A 14,466-nucleotide genomic window follows, 5' to 3' on the forward strand; every position below is an offset into this window, starting at 1 on the left:
CTCCTACTTGCTGGCGCGTGCTGCGGCGACGACGGCGTCGGCCACGTCTCCGGCGACGTGCGGGTCGAACACGCTGGGAATGATAAATCCGGAGTTCAGCTCGTTGCTGTCAACCCGCGCGGCAATCGCGTCGGCTGCGGCAACCAGCATTTCCGGGATGATATCAACAGCGTGGGCGTCGAGCAGGCCACGGAAGAAGCCCGGGAACGCCAGAACGTTGTTGATTTGGTTCGGGTAGTCGCTGCGACCGGTGGCGACCACTGCTGCGTGGCGACCGGCGACGACCGGGTCGACCTCGGGGTCGGGGTTGGCCATCGCGAAGACGATCGAGTCGGCGTTCATGGACTCGATGTGCTTCTCCTCGAGGATATTCGGGGCCGAGACGCCGATGAAGACATCGGATCCGACCATGGCCTCGTGGAGCGTGCCGCTGAAGTTCTCCGGGTTGGTGTTCTCGGCCAACCAGACGCGGTGCGAATCGGTGTACTCGGTGTTGCGGTCGATGGCACCGTTGCGTCCGCAGGCGATGACATTCTTCGCCCCGCGGGCCAGAAGCAGCTGGACGATGGCGTTACCGGCAGCGCCGACGCCCGAGACGACGATGCGCACGTCCTCGATCTTCTTATCCACCACACGCAGCGCATTCTGCAGGGCAGCGAGGGTGACGATGGCGGTGCCGTGCTGGTCGTCGTGGAAGACCGGGATGTCCAGTTCCTCGCGCAGACGGGCTTCGATTTCGAAGCAGCGCGGTGCGGCAATGTCCTCGAGGTTCACGCCACCGTAGACCGGGGCGAGAGCCTTGACGATGTTGACGATCTCATCGGTGTCCTGGGTATCCAGGCACACCGGCCAGGCGTCGACGTCGGCGAATTGCTTGAACAGGGCTGCCTTGCCCTCCATAACCGGCAGGGATGCTTCGGGGCCGATATTGCCCAGCCCCAGCACTGCGGAGCCGTCGGTGACCACGGCGATGGTGTTGCGCTTGATCGTCAGGTTGCGCGCCTTTGAGCGGTCATCGGCGATGGCCTGGCAAACCCGGGCGACGCCGGGCGTGTAGGCGCGGGACAGGTCGTCGCGGTTGCGCAGGGCCACCTTCGGAACCACCTCGAGCTTGCCACCGAGGTGCATGAGGAACGTACGGTCGCTGACATTGCGCACCGTGACGTCGTCGAGGGCGTCGAGTGCTTCGCGGATGCGTTCGCCATGCTCGGCATCCGTCGTATTGCAGCTGACGTCGATCACCATGATGCTGTGCGTTGACTCAGTGACGTCCAGCGCCGTGATCGCACCGCCTGCAGCGCTGACGGCTGCGGCAAGATCGCTCGTGGCCGTGAAGCTGGCCGGTGCCTCGACCCGCAGGGTCATTGAATATCCGGGGCTGGGATTCGCCATGAATTCCTCCTACTAGAAGTGACGATCGGCCTGCAGTTGCAGTACCAGTCATAAAATTAATTTCCGTATAGTGGATAATATTATTTGTACTACGGAAAATCAAGGTCAGTCCTGAGATTTGTTCCTCGTACTGCGGAGCAACTTTCTCGACCAACGGAAAAAGTTTTCATACTTCAAGTACTCTGGAGCGAAATGCCGCTCCATATCCGGCCACCCCGTGCAACGTCTTCGGCCGGCAACCATGTTTCAAGGAGAAACCATGCCCACCAAGCCAGCCACCGGTGTCCAATCCGTGGAGCGCGCCTTCGACTTGCTCGAACTCATCGCCAGGGCCGGCGGCGAATGCACCCTGAGTGAATTAGCTGCCGAGACCCCGATGCCGCTGCCGACCATCCACCGGCTGCTCCGCACGTTGGTCGGTATCGGGCACGTGCGCCAACTGCCGAACCGCCGCTATGCGCTGGGCCCTCGGCTGATCAGGTTGGGGGAGGTCGCAAACCGCCAGCTGGGATCGGTTGCCGCCCCGCTGTTGAAGACGCTCGTCAATGAGCTGGGTGAATCGGCGAACCTTTCCGTGCTCGACGGCGACATGATCACCTACATCAATCAGGTCCCCTCCCCGCACAGCGTGCGGATGTTCACCGAAGTGGGCCGCCGGGCCAATCTGCACGACACCGGCGCTGGCAAGGCGATCCTCTCGGTCATGGACAGCGAACGGGTCGACCGCCTGGTCAGCCAGGCGGGGATGCCCACCCCCACGCCGTACAGCATCGGGACCCTGAAGGAACTCCATGCCGAGCTCGACCGGATTCGCGCAGCAGGATATTCGGTCGATGAACAGGAGCAGGAACTGGGAGTGCGTTGCTTTGCCATGGCAGTACCCGGCGCTCCGACACCCATGGCCGTTTCCATTTCCGGACCGACCACCCGGGTCGATCTTGATTTCGGCGACCGCGCCGTCCCGGCACTTCAGCGGGTGGCCGACGCCATCGCTACCGCCCTGCGCGGCTCCACGAGCTCCTAGGCGAACCAGCGTCGCCATCGGCCCCTCCCTCTGCCGCTCTGCCCCTTGGGGACCGCAGTCGGGCGCTCGGCGCCCGGCAGCGGAGTCCTCCACCACGGCAGGATGACACCGCATCTCCGAGACCGCGGACCAGCACCACGGTCTTCGGAGAAACCAAACAGCCCGCCTTCCCCCAGAAATCTGGTGGGAGGCGGGCTGTTGATGTTGCTGGCAGGTTCGGACCCTAGGCCCGATGGGCTCCGTGTTCCGGGGAGCCTTCCTCGCGTTCGGCGTCATCGTTCTCGCGCAGGGCGTCGGCGCGCAGTTCCTGGCCAGCTGCTTCCGGCTGAGCTGCCGTCGTTTCGGCAACACCGTTCACACGCTCTGCCTTGACGTTTTCGGCTTGTCGTTTGACCTCCTCCGGTTCCATGCCATCTGGCAGGGCGGCAGGGACGCCTTCCGCTTCACAGGCCTTGACGTGCTCAGCCATGACGACGGTGTACTCGTCGACGCTGACCACCGGGATCTCGTCGCCGTCGGCGGAGATCAGCTTGCCTGACTCGTAGTGGTCACCGTCCTGCAGGCTGTGCACCTGGTCCTCGCGGACCATACGCGGCGGCGAGGCCGCGAAGACCGAGGCGTTCTTGGACGGGTTGCCCAGCTTGAGTTCGTTGAACAAGATATTCAACAGCACGGCCATCAGGGCCGCGGAGCTGATCCCGGAATCCAGGATCGTTGCCAGCCAGGTGGGGAAGGCATCGTAGAAGTCTGCCTTGACCACGGGGATCAGGCCGAAAGCCAGCGACGCGGAGACGATGATCATGTTCATCCCCTTGTCGTAGTTGACCTTCGACAGGGTGCGGATGCCACTGGCTGCCACCGTGCCAAAGAGCACGATGCCGGCTCCACCGAGGACTGGCAGCGGGATGGCTGCCACGACGCGCCCCAGGATGGGCAGCAGACCCAGGACCACCAGGATGCCGCCGCCGGCAGTGACCACGAAGCGGCTCTTGACCCCGGTGATGGCGACCAGCCCAACGTTCTGGGCGAAGGCACTCTGCGTGAACGTGTTGAAGAAGGGGGCAATGAAACTGGAGATCATGTCGGCCCGCAGGCCGTCTCCGATGCGCTTGGAGTCGACACGCGTTTTGGCGATTTCTCCGACGGCCAGGATGTCGGCCGTCGTTTCGGTCAGGATCACCAGCACCACGATCGTCATGGAGATGATGCCCCCGATCTCGAAGACCGGCATGCCGAAGGCCAGCGGCTTCGGAATTTCGAAGATGGCACCGTCACCGACCGTGGAGAAGTCGGCGATGCCGACGGCCCAGGCCACCAGGGTCCCGATGACGATGGCCAACAAGATGGACAGGCGTGAGATGGCGGCATTGCCGACCTTGCTCAGCAGCAGCACGATGAGCAGCGTCAATGCGGCCAAGCCGATATTGGCCAAGGAACCGTAGTCATCCGACGAGTCGTTGCCACCCATGGACCAGTTCGCCGCCACGGGGGTCAGCGAAAGACCGATCATGGTGATGACCACGCCGGTGACCACCGGCGGGAAGAATCTGATGATGCGGGCAAAGAATGGGGCGATGAGGAAGCCGATGGCCGCGGCGACCATGACGGCGCCAAAGACCGCTTGGATACCACCGTCACCCTTGACGATCGTGACCAGCGTCGCGACAGAGGCGAAGGACGTGCCTTGAACGAGGGGCAGCTGTGCGCCGAAGAAGGGAACTCCGACCGTCTGCAGGATCGTGGCTAGGCCGCCGATGAACAAACAGGATGCGACCAGCAGAGCTAGATCGGTGCTGTCCATGCCTGCAGCTGCACCAATGATCAGGGGCGGAGCGATGATGCCGCCGTACATGGTGAGCACATGCTGCAAGCCGTAGGCGAGGGTGCGTCCCAGTGGCAGTTTCTCGTCTTCGGGACGGACTACTGCTGTGGCGCTTCGATGTTGCTTGGCTTTCACGGCTGACCTCCTTGTGCACTTCCGTGAAGGCCGGGCGCCCGCAATACTGCGGACGCCCGGCGCGTACTACCGATTAGCAGAAGCCTGCGGCATTTTCCCAGATCGGGTGCGTGGGCGAAACGCCTTCACGCTGGATGGTTGCTTCGATGAGTCCGTACGGGCGATCCGCCGCGAAGAAGACCTCATTGGGGTTGTCCTGGCCAAACGGCGACAGGTCAACCAGGAAGTGGTGGCTGTTCGGCAGCGAGAAGCGGATCTCCTCGATCTCGGGGTGTGCCTCGAGAGCCAGGCGACCCATTTCGTACATCGTCTGCTGCAGAGCCATCGAGTGTGTCTCGGCGAAGGCCTTCAGCAGCAATTCACGCACGGAGGCGTAGATGCCGTTGAAGTCGGTGTCCTCCGAGGTCGAAGCCTCGGTGTTGTAGCGCCAACGAGTGTTGACGTCCGTGGCGAGAACACGCTCGGAAGTTTCCTTCAGGGTCGTGTACTTATCGACCGGGAAGCCGTGGAATTCGCTGCCGGTGGACTTGAGCACGGTCAGTCCGGAAATGCCGGCCAGGATGCTCTTCTTCCCGTCTGCGATCTCCAAAACCGCGGTGCGAACTTCGCTCTTATTGCGGGAGAAGGAGTGATCGTGGTCCTGGATACGGTCCCAGAAGTACTGTTCTGCCGCCCAACGTCCGCCGGTTACCCAGTCGAACTCGGAGACGAAGTGATCGCCGAGGCGCTTGATGAACTTCTCCGGGGAACCGACTCCGTCACGGGCGAAGCCGTAGACGGTGTTCTTCTGCGTGTCGGTCGGGACGACATGACCGTTGTCGCCTTCGGTGTGGGCGGCTTCGAAGTCGCCGTGCAACTGCGAGGAGACGTTCAGGTCCTCGATCTCGTGGCGAGCCGTGTCGCGGGTGATCTTGACCAGGCGGACCTCGGCCTTGCCGTATTGGTTCTTGGCCAGGACGATCTTGGTACTGGGCTGAGAAGCGGTGGTAGTCATGTCTAGCTCCCTCGGTATGTGGAATATGCAAACGGGCTGATAAGAAGAGGTACGTGGTAGTGCTGCGTTTCGTCGGCGACGACGAATCCCAGCGCGACCTCGGGGAAGAAGGTTTCCGTTCCCGTCTTCCCGAAGTAGGCCCCGGTATCAAAAGTGATCCGGTACTGCCCTACTTCAACCGCGACCGGCCCCAGATTGTTGATCCGACCATCCTGGTCGGTACTTCCTGAGCCGATTTCTTGCCAGCCGGATGCCTGCTTGGCCTCCAGCGTGGCCTTGACACCGGAGGCGGGCCTCCCGGTCCCGGTGTCGAGAATGTGGGTAGTGATGTGACTGCGTTCGGACGCTGCTGCGCTCATCGAATTACTCCTTGGGATGGGTCGCTAGGTGCGGGGCGGGGCCAATGACTCCGGGCCCGGCGCCAATGCTTAGGTGGTGGCGAAGAGTCCGCGTAGGCGGAGCAGTGCGATCTCGCGCAATTGCACGGCAACCTCGGCGCTCTCGGCCTCCTCGGAATTCGCCTGCCGGCGTTCCAACTCGGCCAAGATCTCTTCCGCACTGCGTCCCGCAGCACGGATGAGGAACACTCGACCGAATTTCTGCTCGTACTCCTTATTTCCCTCCAGGATTTTGCGTGCCGTATCCGACTGCGCATCAACCGCCGACTGTTCGTCGCGACTGAGCGTGGCTTCGGCCGACTGGCCCTCTGCCTTCTCACCGATACGAGGGTGGTGGGCTAGGGCTGCATCAACTTCCGCGGCAGTGAAGGGGTTGGCCTCCAGTTCGGCGCGTGAGAAGAGGTCCTCGACCCCGGCATACGGCCGGTGATCAACGACGCCCTGGATCCAGCGGTCGATGTCGGCGCAGGGGCGCAACGTGGCAACGGCCTGATCGGCAGAGGCATTGTTGAAGTCCTGGAGATCCATTGGTGTCAGCTCTTTCACAGTCAGACTGCATCCACCTTGGCGCTGAACACCCTTACCGTCGAGGGCTAGCCCTCAAGTTGACTCGATGTTTCTGTATGGTGGAATTTTTATTTCGTTATCTACTGTAACCCCGCTCACATATCGATTGTCAAGACGCCGAGTGGCGATTCTTCACTTCTCTGACTCGCCGGTAGAGCGGTTGTCATGAGGCACTCCTCTGTTGGGAGCAAAAAAATCCCAGGACCCCTTGCCAGCCCAGTGAATCACGTCCATACTTATTCCATATTCCAAAAGTATTTTTCCGACAGACGGAAATTCGTATATCGAGGAGGACCGCATGACCACAGATCAGGATCGCCGGGACGACACCGGGCACCAGCCACGGGTCAGCCACTCGTCGCCACGTCCGTGCACCGAGCCCTTCTACGCCGTCGGGGGCTTGGATCCCGACTTTGCCCCTCCGTTGCACACTCCCAATAAGCCGGGGCTCTTCTCCCGCCTGGGTGCCGGCTGGCGCCGGGTCACCACTCTTCGCTAGGAGATGCAAGGGCCCTCAGCAGGGCTCCCAGACGCTCCAAACCGACCGCGGATGACTGGCACGGCAGAGTGCTCCCGCGTCAGGGACCGAGCGGCACAAGAGAATAATCAGGACAGCACAGCGCTGGCCGGGGAGCATGTGGCCCTGTCCAGCGCTTTTGCGATTCCGGGGACGGGCCCAGCGTTCCGCTGCCGCAACGTTGCGGACAGGAAGTCCACAGCGACACATCGGAAGACCCTGCGGCCCTCGGGATCCGCCTCAACAGCCGCCCTCCGGGACCCGGGCTGATATTGGCGCATTCGATGTCCCACCCCTGCGCATGACACCCCACATGAATCCGCCGTCCGCCCCCGGCAGGGGATGGACGGCGGACAGCTACGTGATCTACCGAGCGGTCTGGCCGAAGCCGTAACGCTCGTGGGCCTGGCGGGCCGCCGAGGCCTCGACGTCCCCGCGACGCGCGAGCATCTGCAGTGTCCGCACCACCACCGACTGGGCATCAATCCCGAAGAAGCGTCGGGCAGCCGGGCGGGTGTCCGAGAAACCGAAACCATCGGCGCCCAGGGTCGCGAAGTCGTTCGGGACGAACTGGCGGATCTGGTCAGGGACCTGGCTGGCGTAGTCGCTCACCGCGATCACCGGCCCCTGGGCGTCGGCGAGCTTCTCGGTGACGTAGGCCTGCCGCACTCCCTTTTCCGGGTGCAGGAAGGCGTCCCGCTCTGCGGCGACGCCGTCGCGGCGCAGCTCGTTCCAGCTGGTCACCGACCAGACATCTGCCGAGACGCCCCACTCCTCGGCGAGGATCTGCTGGGCTTCCAGAGCCCACGGAACCGAAACGCCGGAGGCCAAGAGCTGGGCCTTGGGGCCTTCGCTCTGAGCGGGCGACAGCAGGTAGATGCCCTTGAGCAGTCCCTCCACGTCCAGGCCCTCGGGCTCTGCAGGCTGGGCAATGGCCTCGTTGTAAACGGTCAGGTAGTACATGACGTTGGGGTCTTCATGCTCGCCCCCATACATGCGCTCCAAACCGTCCCTGATGATATGCCCGATCTCGTAGCCGTAGGCCGGATCGTAGGTCACCACTGCGGGGTTGGTGGAAGCAAGGATCGGGGAATGCCCGTCCGCGTGCTGCAGGCCTTCACCGGTCAAGGTCGTCCGACCGGCGGTTGCTCCGATGATGAAGCCGCGGGCCATTTGGTCGCCGGCGGCCCAGAAGGCGTCACCGGTGCGCTGGAACCCGAACATCGAGTAGAACACGTACACCGGGATCAACGGCTCACCATGTGTGGCATAGGAGGTCCCTGCCGCGGTGAAGGCAGCCACCGCCCCGGCCTCGTTGATGCCGGGGTGGATCAGCTGGCCCTGCGGGGATTCCTTATAGGCCAGGACCAGATCGCGGTCCACCGACAGATATTCCTGTCCGCCGGGGTTGTAGATCTTTGCCGTGGGGAAGAAGGCATCCATCCCGAAGGTCCGCGACTCATCGGGAACGATCGGCACCACGCGGTTGCCGAATTTCTTATCCCGCATCAAGTCCTTGAGTAGGCGGACGAAAGCCATCGTGGTGGCCGCCTGTTGCTTGCCGGAGCCGCGTTTGGCGACCTCGTAGGACTTGTCTTCGGGAAGGTGGAGTTCTTCATGCTTGGTCCGACGTTCGGGGACCGCTCCGCCCAAAGCCGCACGACGTTCCATCATGTACTTGATCTCGGGGGCGTCCATCCCCGGGTGGTAGTACGGCGGGGAGTACGGGTCGGCTTCGAGCTGCTCATCGGTGATCGGGATCCGCAGCAGATCACGGAAGGCCTTCAGGTTGTCTGCCGTGAGCTTCTTCATCTGGTGGGTCGCGTTGCGCCCCTCGAAGCTGGTGCCCAGGCCGTAGCCCTTGACCGTCTTGGTGAGAATGACCGTGGGCTTGCCCTTGAACTCGGTCGCCGCCTGATAGGCAGCGTAGACCTTGTGGTAATCGTGGCCGCCACGCTTCAGGTTCCAGATCTGATCGTCGGTCAGATCCGCAACCATTTCCTTGGTCGCCGGGGTCTTCCCAAAGAAGTGTTCCCGCACGAACCCGCCGGACTCGGCCTTATAGGTCTGGTAATCCCCGTCGGGGGTGGTGTTCATGATGTCCACCAACGAGCCGTCAGAGTCCTTCTCGAGCAGGTCATCCCACTCGCGACCCCAGACCACCTTGATGACGTTCCAGCCGGCACCGCGGAAGAAGGCTTCGAGCTCCTGCATGATCTTCCCGTTGCCCCGCACCGGTCCATCAAGGCGCTGCAGGTTGCAGTTGATCACGAAGGTGAGGTTGTCCAGCTTTTCATTGGCCGCCAGCTGGAGGAAGCCGCGCGACTCCGGCTCGTCCATCTCGCCATCGCCCAGGAAGGCCCACACGTGCTGATCGGAGGTGTCCTTAATGCCACGGTTCTGCAGGTAGCGGTTCGACTGGGCCTGGTAGATCGCATTTGCCGGACCGATACCCATGGAGACCGTGGGAAATTCCCAGAAGTCGGGCATGGAGCGTGGGTGCGGGTACGAGGGAAGGGCATGGCCCTTCTTGGATTTTTCCTGGCGGAACCCGTTGAGGTCTTCTTCGGTCAGCCGGCCTTCCATGAAGGCGCGGGCGTACATGCCGGGGGAGGCGTGGCCCTGGAAGAAGACCTGGTCACCACCACTGGGGTGGTCTTTTCCACGCCAGAAGTGGTTGAACCCGACCTCATACATGGTTGCTGCGCCGGCATAGGTGGAGATATGCCCGCCGACCCCGATATCGGGGTGCTGGCCGCGGTGGACCATGATGGCGGCATTCCAGCGCATCCAGGCACGGTAGCGGCGTTCGACCTCCTCGTCACCGGGGAACTCCGGCTCGCGATCCACGGCAATGGTATTGACGTAGTCGGTGGTCAGTGGCCGCGGAACATCCACGCTGCGGTTGGAGGCGCGCTCCCAGAGGCTACCCATGATGTCCGAGGCATGCCTCGTCCCCCTGGCCTCCACCAGACCGTCAAAGGACTCCAGCCATTCGGCGGTCTCCTCCGGATCGGATCCAGCGGTGGTCGGGGAATCGTCGATGATACTCATGCATGCCTCTCTGACGTGTCCGGAACGGGTGACATTCCGCGGTCAACACAATTCATATTGAATCTCGCCATGTGGAAGTTTCTTCTCACAGAGCAATATCCAGTGAACGCGGTCACAGCCACGCTGTCAATCCGTTCACGAAATATTGATTCTCCATTCTTCGCATCATAAGTATTGCCCGAGCCCGAATCCGGTGATGCACTTCTCCCATGACCACCACAGTGATTGCCATCGGCACGAAGAAGGGCCTCTGGATCGCCACGAGCGAGAACCGTCGTGACTTCACCCTGGGCGAGCCGCATTTCCTGAATTTGGAAGTGCCGTCCGTCGCCATCGACAACCGCGGCCCCCGACCGCGTATTCTTGCCGGCATCAATGACTGGCATTGGGGTCCGACGGTTGTCCACTCTGACGACCTGGGCGTCACCTGGTCCGAACCCGAGGACGGAGCCATCGCCTTTCCCGCCGATACCGGGGCCGCCCTGGAGCGGGTTTGGCATCTTCAACCGGATACCGACGAGCGTCCCGGCGTCATCTGGGCTGGCTGTGAGCCGACCTCCGTCTGGAAATCGACCGACGGCGGGGAGAGCTTTGAACTGAACCGAGGGCTCTGGGACCACCCGCACCGCCCGGACTGGGGCGCGGGATTCGGAGGCGCTGCCGTCCACACGATCATTCCTCATCGCGTCGACCCACAGACGGTGCACGTGGCGATGAGCACCGGCGGGGTCTACTGCAGCCATGACGGAGGCACCACCTGGCAACCACGGAACCGGGGAATCTCTGCGGGCTTCATGCCCGACGAGGAGCCTGAGTTCGGCCAATGCGTGCACCGCATCACCGCCGATGCGGCCAACCCCGACAGGCTCTATGCCCAGAACCATGGTGGCGTGTATCGCACCGACGACGCGGGCGAACAATGGAACGATATCGCCGCCGGCCTCCCCTCCGATTTCGGCTTCACCTTCCTGGCCCATCCCCGCACCCCGGACACGGCATGGACATTGCCGCTCGTGGCCGATATCCAGCGCGTACCGGCCGGCGGACGCCTCAGCCTCTACCGGACCAGCGACGCTGGCGCCTCGTGGACCGAACAGCACCACGGTCTACCGGATAACGAATACAACGTCGTTCTGCGAGACGCCGCCGATATTGACGCACCGGACCCCGAGGGCTCGGCCGGACTGTACCTGGGCACCCGCGGAGGCGAGATACACGCCAGCAACGACGAGGGCAACACCTTCCACCAGGTGGCGTCCCGGCTGCCTGACGTTCTCAGCCTGCGCGCCGGATCGGTGGGGTGAGGGCGTGGCCAGTGCCAGCCTTGAAGTTCCCGGGACGTTGGCACCGCTGTGGGGAGAGCAACGCCGGGCCGTGATCGAATTCGATACCGGAGCCCCCCTGGCCGACTTCCTGGATCAGGCCGCACAGGGACACCCACGATTCGCCCGACGCATCCGCGACGAGACCGGGGCGGTCCGCCGCTACGTCAACGTGTTCATCGACGGTGAGAACGCCAGGGCCTTGGAAGGTTTGGCCACGGTGGTCCCGGACGGGGCCAGCGTGCTGATCATCCAGTCGGTCGCCGGAGGCTGAATCCGACAGCCGAGGATAAGCTGACATCACCCGCCAGCAGCCCGAAGGGATCCAGACCATGCCAGCCGCTCCACACTCTTCGACCCGGCACAGTCCCCACGACACGCCGCCACCCGGGGTCGCCGGAAGGTTCCAGGCAGTGATTGCCGACCTCCCGTCGTCGTGCTTCGCCTTCGTCATGGCCACTGGAATCGTCTCGGCCGCTCTGTTGAAATCTGGTCGGGCTGTTCCGGCGGAAATCCTTTTCTGGGTGGCGATCTCAGCGCTGGTACTCCTAATCGTCGCCACGATTTGGCGAGCTATTGCGTATCCGGGACGGTTCGCTGCTGACATCATCTCCCCCGCGAAAACCTTCGGGTTCTTCAGCTTCGTGGCGGGTCTCAATGTCCTCGGGCTCCACTACGTCATGACCGGACGCCCCGGTATCGCCCTGGCGCTAGGCGGTGTGGCGGCAACAGCATGGCTGGTCCTGACCTACCTGATCCCTGGCGTGCTGTTACTGCGCCCGCAGAGCACCCCCATCCTTAATTCGGCCAACGGCAGCTGGTTCCTCTGGGTCGTGGCCACCCAGTCCATGGCCTCCGCGGCCGCCGCCGCGGCAGGGGCGCATGACAGCGGGGGTCTGGCGACCCTGGCAGCGGCCTTCTGGGGCATCGGAGTCATGCTGTATCTCCTCATCGGCACGCTAATCACCCTGCGATTGATCACCCGCGCCAACCGGCCCGCGGACCTGAGCCCCACCTATTGGATCTTTATGGGCGCGACAGCAATTTCGGTTTTAGCCGGCAGCGCCCTGTTGAAGCTGCCGGATACCTTCGAGGCCATCGCTGCGATGCGTTCCTTCGTCCGCGGTTCCAGCTTCATCCTCTGGTCCCTGGGCCTGTGGTGGGTACCGCTGCTGATCCTCTTCGGCATCTGGCGTCACGTCGTCCACCACCACAACATGCGCTATGAGACGGCCCTGTGGTCCATCGTCTTCCCCCTGGGCATGCTAGCCACATCGTCCATGATGTTCGGCCAGGGGCAGTCGATCGAGATCATCGACCAGATCGGCCACGTGACCGTCTGGGTCGCGGTCCCGGCCTGGAGCATCGCCGTGATCCTCATGGTGGCCGCTGCCATCCGATGGCTGCGCAACCCGCCCCAGGAGCCCAGCCCGAGTCCCGCGTGGGCGGACTCCACCCACGTCGGCGAGAATCAACCGTAGGAAGACGCCGCCGATAGCGAGTCCGCTCCGTCGGTTAGAACCCTCCGCCGCCTTCGGTGGCCATGTTGTTGAAGCGCTGGTAGTGGCCCTGGAACGCAACGACGATGTTCTTGGTCGGACCGTTACGGTTCTTGGCCACGATGATGTCGGCTTCGCCGGCGCGGGCGGATTCCTTGTCGTAGATATCCTCGCGGTGCAACAGGATCACCAGGTCGGCGTCCTGCTCGATGGAGCCGGATTCACGCAGGTCCGAAACCATCGGCTTCTTATCGGTACGTTGCTCGGAACCACGGTTGAGCTGTGAGAGGGCCACGACGGGGACGTCGAGTTCCTTGGCCAGCAGCTTGAGTGCACGGGAGAACTCCGAGACCTCTTGCTGGCGCGATTCCACCTTCTTGCCCGAGCTCATCAGCTGCAAGTAGTCCAACACCACGAGCTTGAGGTCGTGGCGCTGCTTCAAACGGCGGCATTTAGCGCGAATTTCCATGAGCGACATGTTCGGGGAGTCGTCGATGTACAACGGGGCCTCGTTCAACCGCCCCATGGTGGTGGCGATCTTTCCCCACTGCTCGTCCTTGATGGTGCCCTTGCGGAGGTCCTGCAAACCGATGCTCGCTTCGGCGGAGAGCAAACGCATGGCGATCTCATTGCGGCCCATCTCCAAGGAGAAGACCACGGTGGTCATGTTGTTCTTGATGGAGGCCGAACGGGCGATATCCAGGGCGAAGACCGACTTGCCCACGGCAGGGCGTGCCGCGACGACGATCATCTGGCCGCCGTGGAGGCCCTGGGTCAGTTCGTCGAGTTCATAGAGACCGGTCGGCACCCCGATCATCCCCTCCCCGCGCTGGCCCGCCGATTCGATCTCGTCGACGGTGCCTTCGATGATGTCGCGCAGTGGGACGTAGTCTTCGGAGGTGCGGCGTTCGGCCACGGCGTAGATCTGGGCCTGCGCGTCGTTGACGATCGCGTCGACCTCGCCGTCTTGGCTATAGCCCATCTGCACAATCTTGGTGCCGGCTTCAACCAAGCGGCGCAGGACCGCCCGTTCACGGACGATCTCCGCGTAGAAGCCGGCGTTTGCCGCGGTCGGCACCGACTGGATCAGCGTGTGCAGGTACGCGGGGCCGCCGACACGAGAGATCTCGCCGCGTTTGGTCAAGTGGTCCGAGACCGTCACCGCATCTGCTGGTTCACCCCGACCATAGAGGTCGACGACGGCCTCGTAGATCGCTTCATGTGCCGGACGGTAGAAATCGACACCCCGCAGGACTTCGACACAGTCGGCAATGGCGTCCTTCGAGAGCATCATGCCACCGAGCACGCTCTGCTCCGCCACGAGGTCCTGGGGCGGAGTCCGCCCCATGTCAGATGAATTCGACGACCCTGATTCGGTGTGCGTGAGCGTCACGTCCGGTTCCTTCCCTCTCAACGCGGCGCCGGTGATACGGCCCCGCCACGTCCCTTCAGTATCCCAGTGAATGCGCCCTCCCAACACAAGGGTGGCGGGGGTGGTTGCAGACCGGGGAAATCGACCCGGTTGGAGCCGGGGACCCTGTCACCCTATGCTCCCAACCCGTAGAACCAAAGGGAGTTATCCACAGCCCATGTGGAGAACCTGTGGGTGACGCGGCGTGTTGTGTGCACAGACTGGGGATGAGCCTGTGGATTACATTTGATTTTTCTTGATTAATACGGTCTGACTAGGAGTTTTATCTGTGGATAACATTTGATGGAAATATGTTTTTGGTCAACATTCA

General features: G+C 62.8%; 12 protein-coding genes. 5 read left to right on the forward strand and 7 right to left on the reverse strand.

Annotation, left to right across the window (positions count from 1 at the left end; translation table 11 throughout):
• Positions 1–3: 3 nt before the first annotated feature.
• On the reverse strand, positions 4–1,392 hold the full coding sequence (locus tag CIK75_RS14255; RefSeq protein ID WP_086993909.1) for an NAD-dependent malic enzyme: 1,389 nt from the start codon (positions 1,390–1,392) through the stop codon (positions 4–6).
• 259 nt (positions 1,393–1,651) lie between these two features.
• Here CIK75_RS14255 and CIK75_RS14260 point away from each other — a divergent pair, with 259 nt between their 5' ends.
• Positions 1,652–2,416, forward strand: a complete 765-nt coding sequence (locus CIK75_RS14260) for an IclR family transcriptional regulator (RefSeq protein WP_086993906.1) — start codon at positions 1,652–1,654, stop codon at positions 2,414–2,416.
• Between the two features lie 223 nt (positions 2,417–2,639).
• Here the strand turns inward: CIK75_RS14260 and CIK75_RS14265 are convergent, their stop codons facing one another.
• From CIK75_RS14265 to uraD, 4 genes are all read right to left on the reverse strand, one after another.
• Entirely contained in the window at positions 2,640–4,373 is a 1,734-nt protein-coding gene (locus CIK75_RS14265) for a nucleobase:cation symporter-2 family protein (protein ID WP_241895473.1), read from the reverse strand.
• A 73-nt stretch (positions 4,374–4,446) separates the two neighbouring features.
• Positions 4,447–5,367 (reverse strand): factor-independent urate hydroxylase, encoded by a 921-nt coding sequence (gene pucL / locus CIK75_RS14270; protein WP_086993903.1) that lies wholly within the window; start codon positions 5,365–5,367, stop codon positions 4,447–4,449.
• A 2-nt stretch (positions 5,368–5,369) separates the two neighbouring features.
• A complete protein-coding gene (gene uraH, locus CIK75_RS14275) occupies positions 5,370–5,726 on the reverse strand; it encodes a hydroxyisourate hydrolase (RefSeq protein WP_086993901.1) in 357 nt (118 codons plus the stop codon).
• 69 nt (positions 5,727–5,795) lie between these two features.
• On the reverse strand, positions 5,796–6,293 hold the full coding sequence (uraD, locus tag CIK75_RS14280; RefSeq protein ID WP_086993898.1) for a 2-oxo-4-hydroxy-4-carboxy-5-ureidoimidazoline decarboxylase: 498 nt from the start codon (positions 6,291–6,293) through the stop codon (positions 5,796–5,798).
• 337 nt (positions 6,294–6,630) lie between these two features.
• On the opposite strand from uraD, the gene CIK75_RS14285 reads away from it, so the two are divergent.
• Positions 6,631–6,831: a hypothetical protein gene (locus CIK75_RS14285; protein WP_086994978.1), complete on the forward strand. Its 201-nt coding sequence runs from the start codon at positions 6,631–6,633 to the stop codon at positions 6,829–6,831.
• A gap of 384 nt (positions 6,832–7,215) precedes the next feature.
• Here the strand turns inward: CIK75_RS14285 and aceE are convergent, their stop codons facing one another.
• Positions 7,216–9,903, reverse strand: coding sequence for a pyruvate dehydrogenase (acetyl-transferring), homodimeric type (gene aceE, locus CIK75_RS14290; protein ID WP_086994975.1), 2,688 nt, complete (start codon positions 9,901–9,903; stop codon positions 7,216–7,218).
• A gap of 209 nt (positions 9,904–10,112) precedes the next feature.
• On the opposite strand from aceE, the gene CIK75_RS14295 reads away from it, so the two are divergent.
• From CIK75_RS14295 to CIK75_RS14305, 3 genes are all read left to right on the forward strand, one after another.
• Complete coding sequence (locus CIK75_RS14295; RefSeq protein ID WP_086994972.1) at positions 10,113–11,207, forward strand: glycosyl hydrolase; 1,095 nt, start codon at positions 10,113–10,115, stop codon at positions 11,205–11,207.
• Positions 11,208–11,211: 4 nt separating this feature from the next.
• Positions 11,212–11,499, forward strand: coding sequence for a MoaD/ThiS family protein (locus tag CIK75_RS14300; protein WP_198962456.1), 288 nt, complete (start codon positions 11,212–11,214; stop codon positions 11,497–11,499).
• 139 nt (positions 11,500–11,638) lie between these two features.
• Entirely contained in the window at positions 11,639–12,706 is a 1,068-nt protein-coding gene (locus CIK75_RS14305) for a tellurite resistance/C4-dicarboxylate transporter family protein (protein WP_158225977.1), read from the forward strand.
• A 34-nt stretch (positions 12,707–12,740) separates the two neighbouring features.
• Here CIK75_RS14305 and dnaB read toward each other — a convergent pair whose 3' ends face one another.
• Positions 12,741–14,117 carry a replicative DNA helicase gene (dnaB, locus tag CIK75_RS14310; RefSeq protein ID WP_086994966.1) on the reverse strand — a complete coding sequence of 459 codons (1,377 nt, stop codon included), beginning with the start codon at positions 14,115–14,117 and terminating at the stop codon, positions 12,741–12,743.
• Positions 14,118–14,466 lie beyond the last annotated feature (349 nt).

The sequence above is a fragment of the Glutamicibacter sp. BW78 genome, assembly GCF_002332245.1.
Lineage (GTDB): Bacteria > Actinomycetota > Actinomycetes > Actinomycetales > Micrococcaceae > Arthrobacter_H > Arthrobacter_H rhombi_A.

What these genes read in the sequence shown, in the direction of transcription:
- aceE (WP_086994975.1), bottom strand. Translation starts at nt 9,903, where the DNA reads ATGAGTATCATCGACGATTCCCCGACCACCGCTGGATCCGATCCGGAG.
- CIK75_RS14285 (WP_086994978.1), top strand. Translation starts at nt 6,631, where the DNA reads ATGACCACAGATCAGGATCGCCGGGACGACACCGGGCACCAGCCACGG.
- uraH (WP_086993901.1), bottom strand. Translation starts at nt 5,726, where the DNA reads ATGAGCGCAGCAGCGTCCGAACGCAGTCACATCACTACCCACATTCTC.
- CIK75_RS14260 (WP_086993906.1), top strand. Translation starts at nt 1,652, where the DNA reads ATGCCCACCAAGCCAGCCACCGGTGTCCAATCCGTGGAGCGCGCCTTC.
- CIK75_RS14255 (WP_086993909.1), bottom strand. Translation starts at nt 1,392, where the DNA reads ATGGCGAATCCCAGCCCCGGATATTCAATGACCCTGCGGGTCGAGGCA.
- pucL (WP_086993903.1), bottom strand. Translation starts at nt 5,367, where the DNA reads ATGACTACCACCGCTTCTCAGCCCAGTACCAAGATCGTCCTGGCCAAG.
- uraD (WP_086993898.1), bottom strand. Translation starts at nt 6,293, where the DNA reads ATGGATCTCCAGGACTTCAACAATGCCTCTGCCGATCAGGCCGTTGCC.
- CIK75_RS14295 (WP_086994972.1), top strand. Translation starts at nt 10,113, where the DNA reads ATGACCACCACAGTGATTGCCATCGGCACGAAGAAGGGCCTCTGGATC.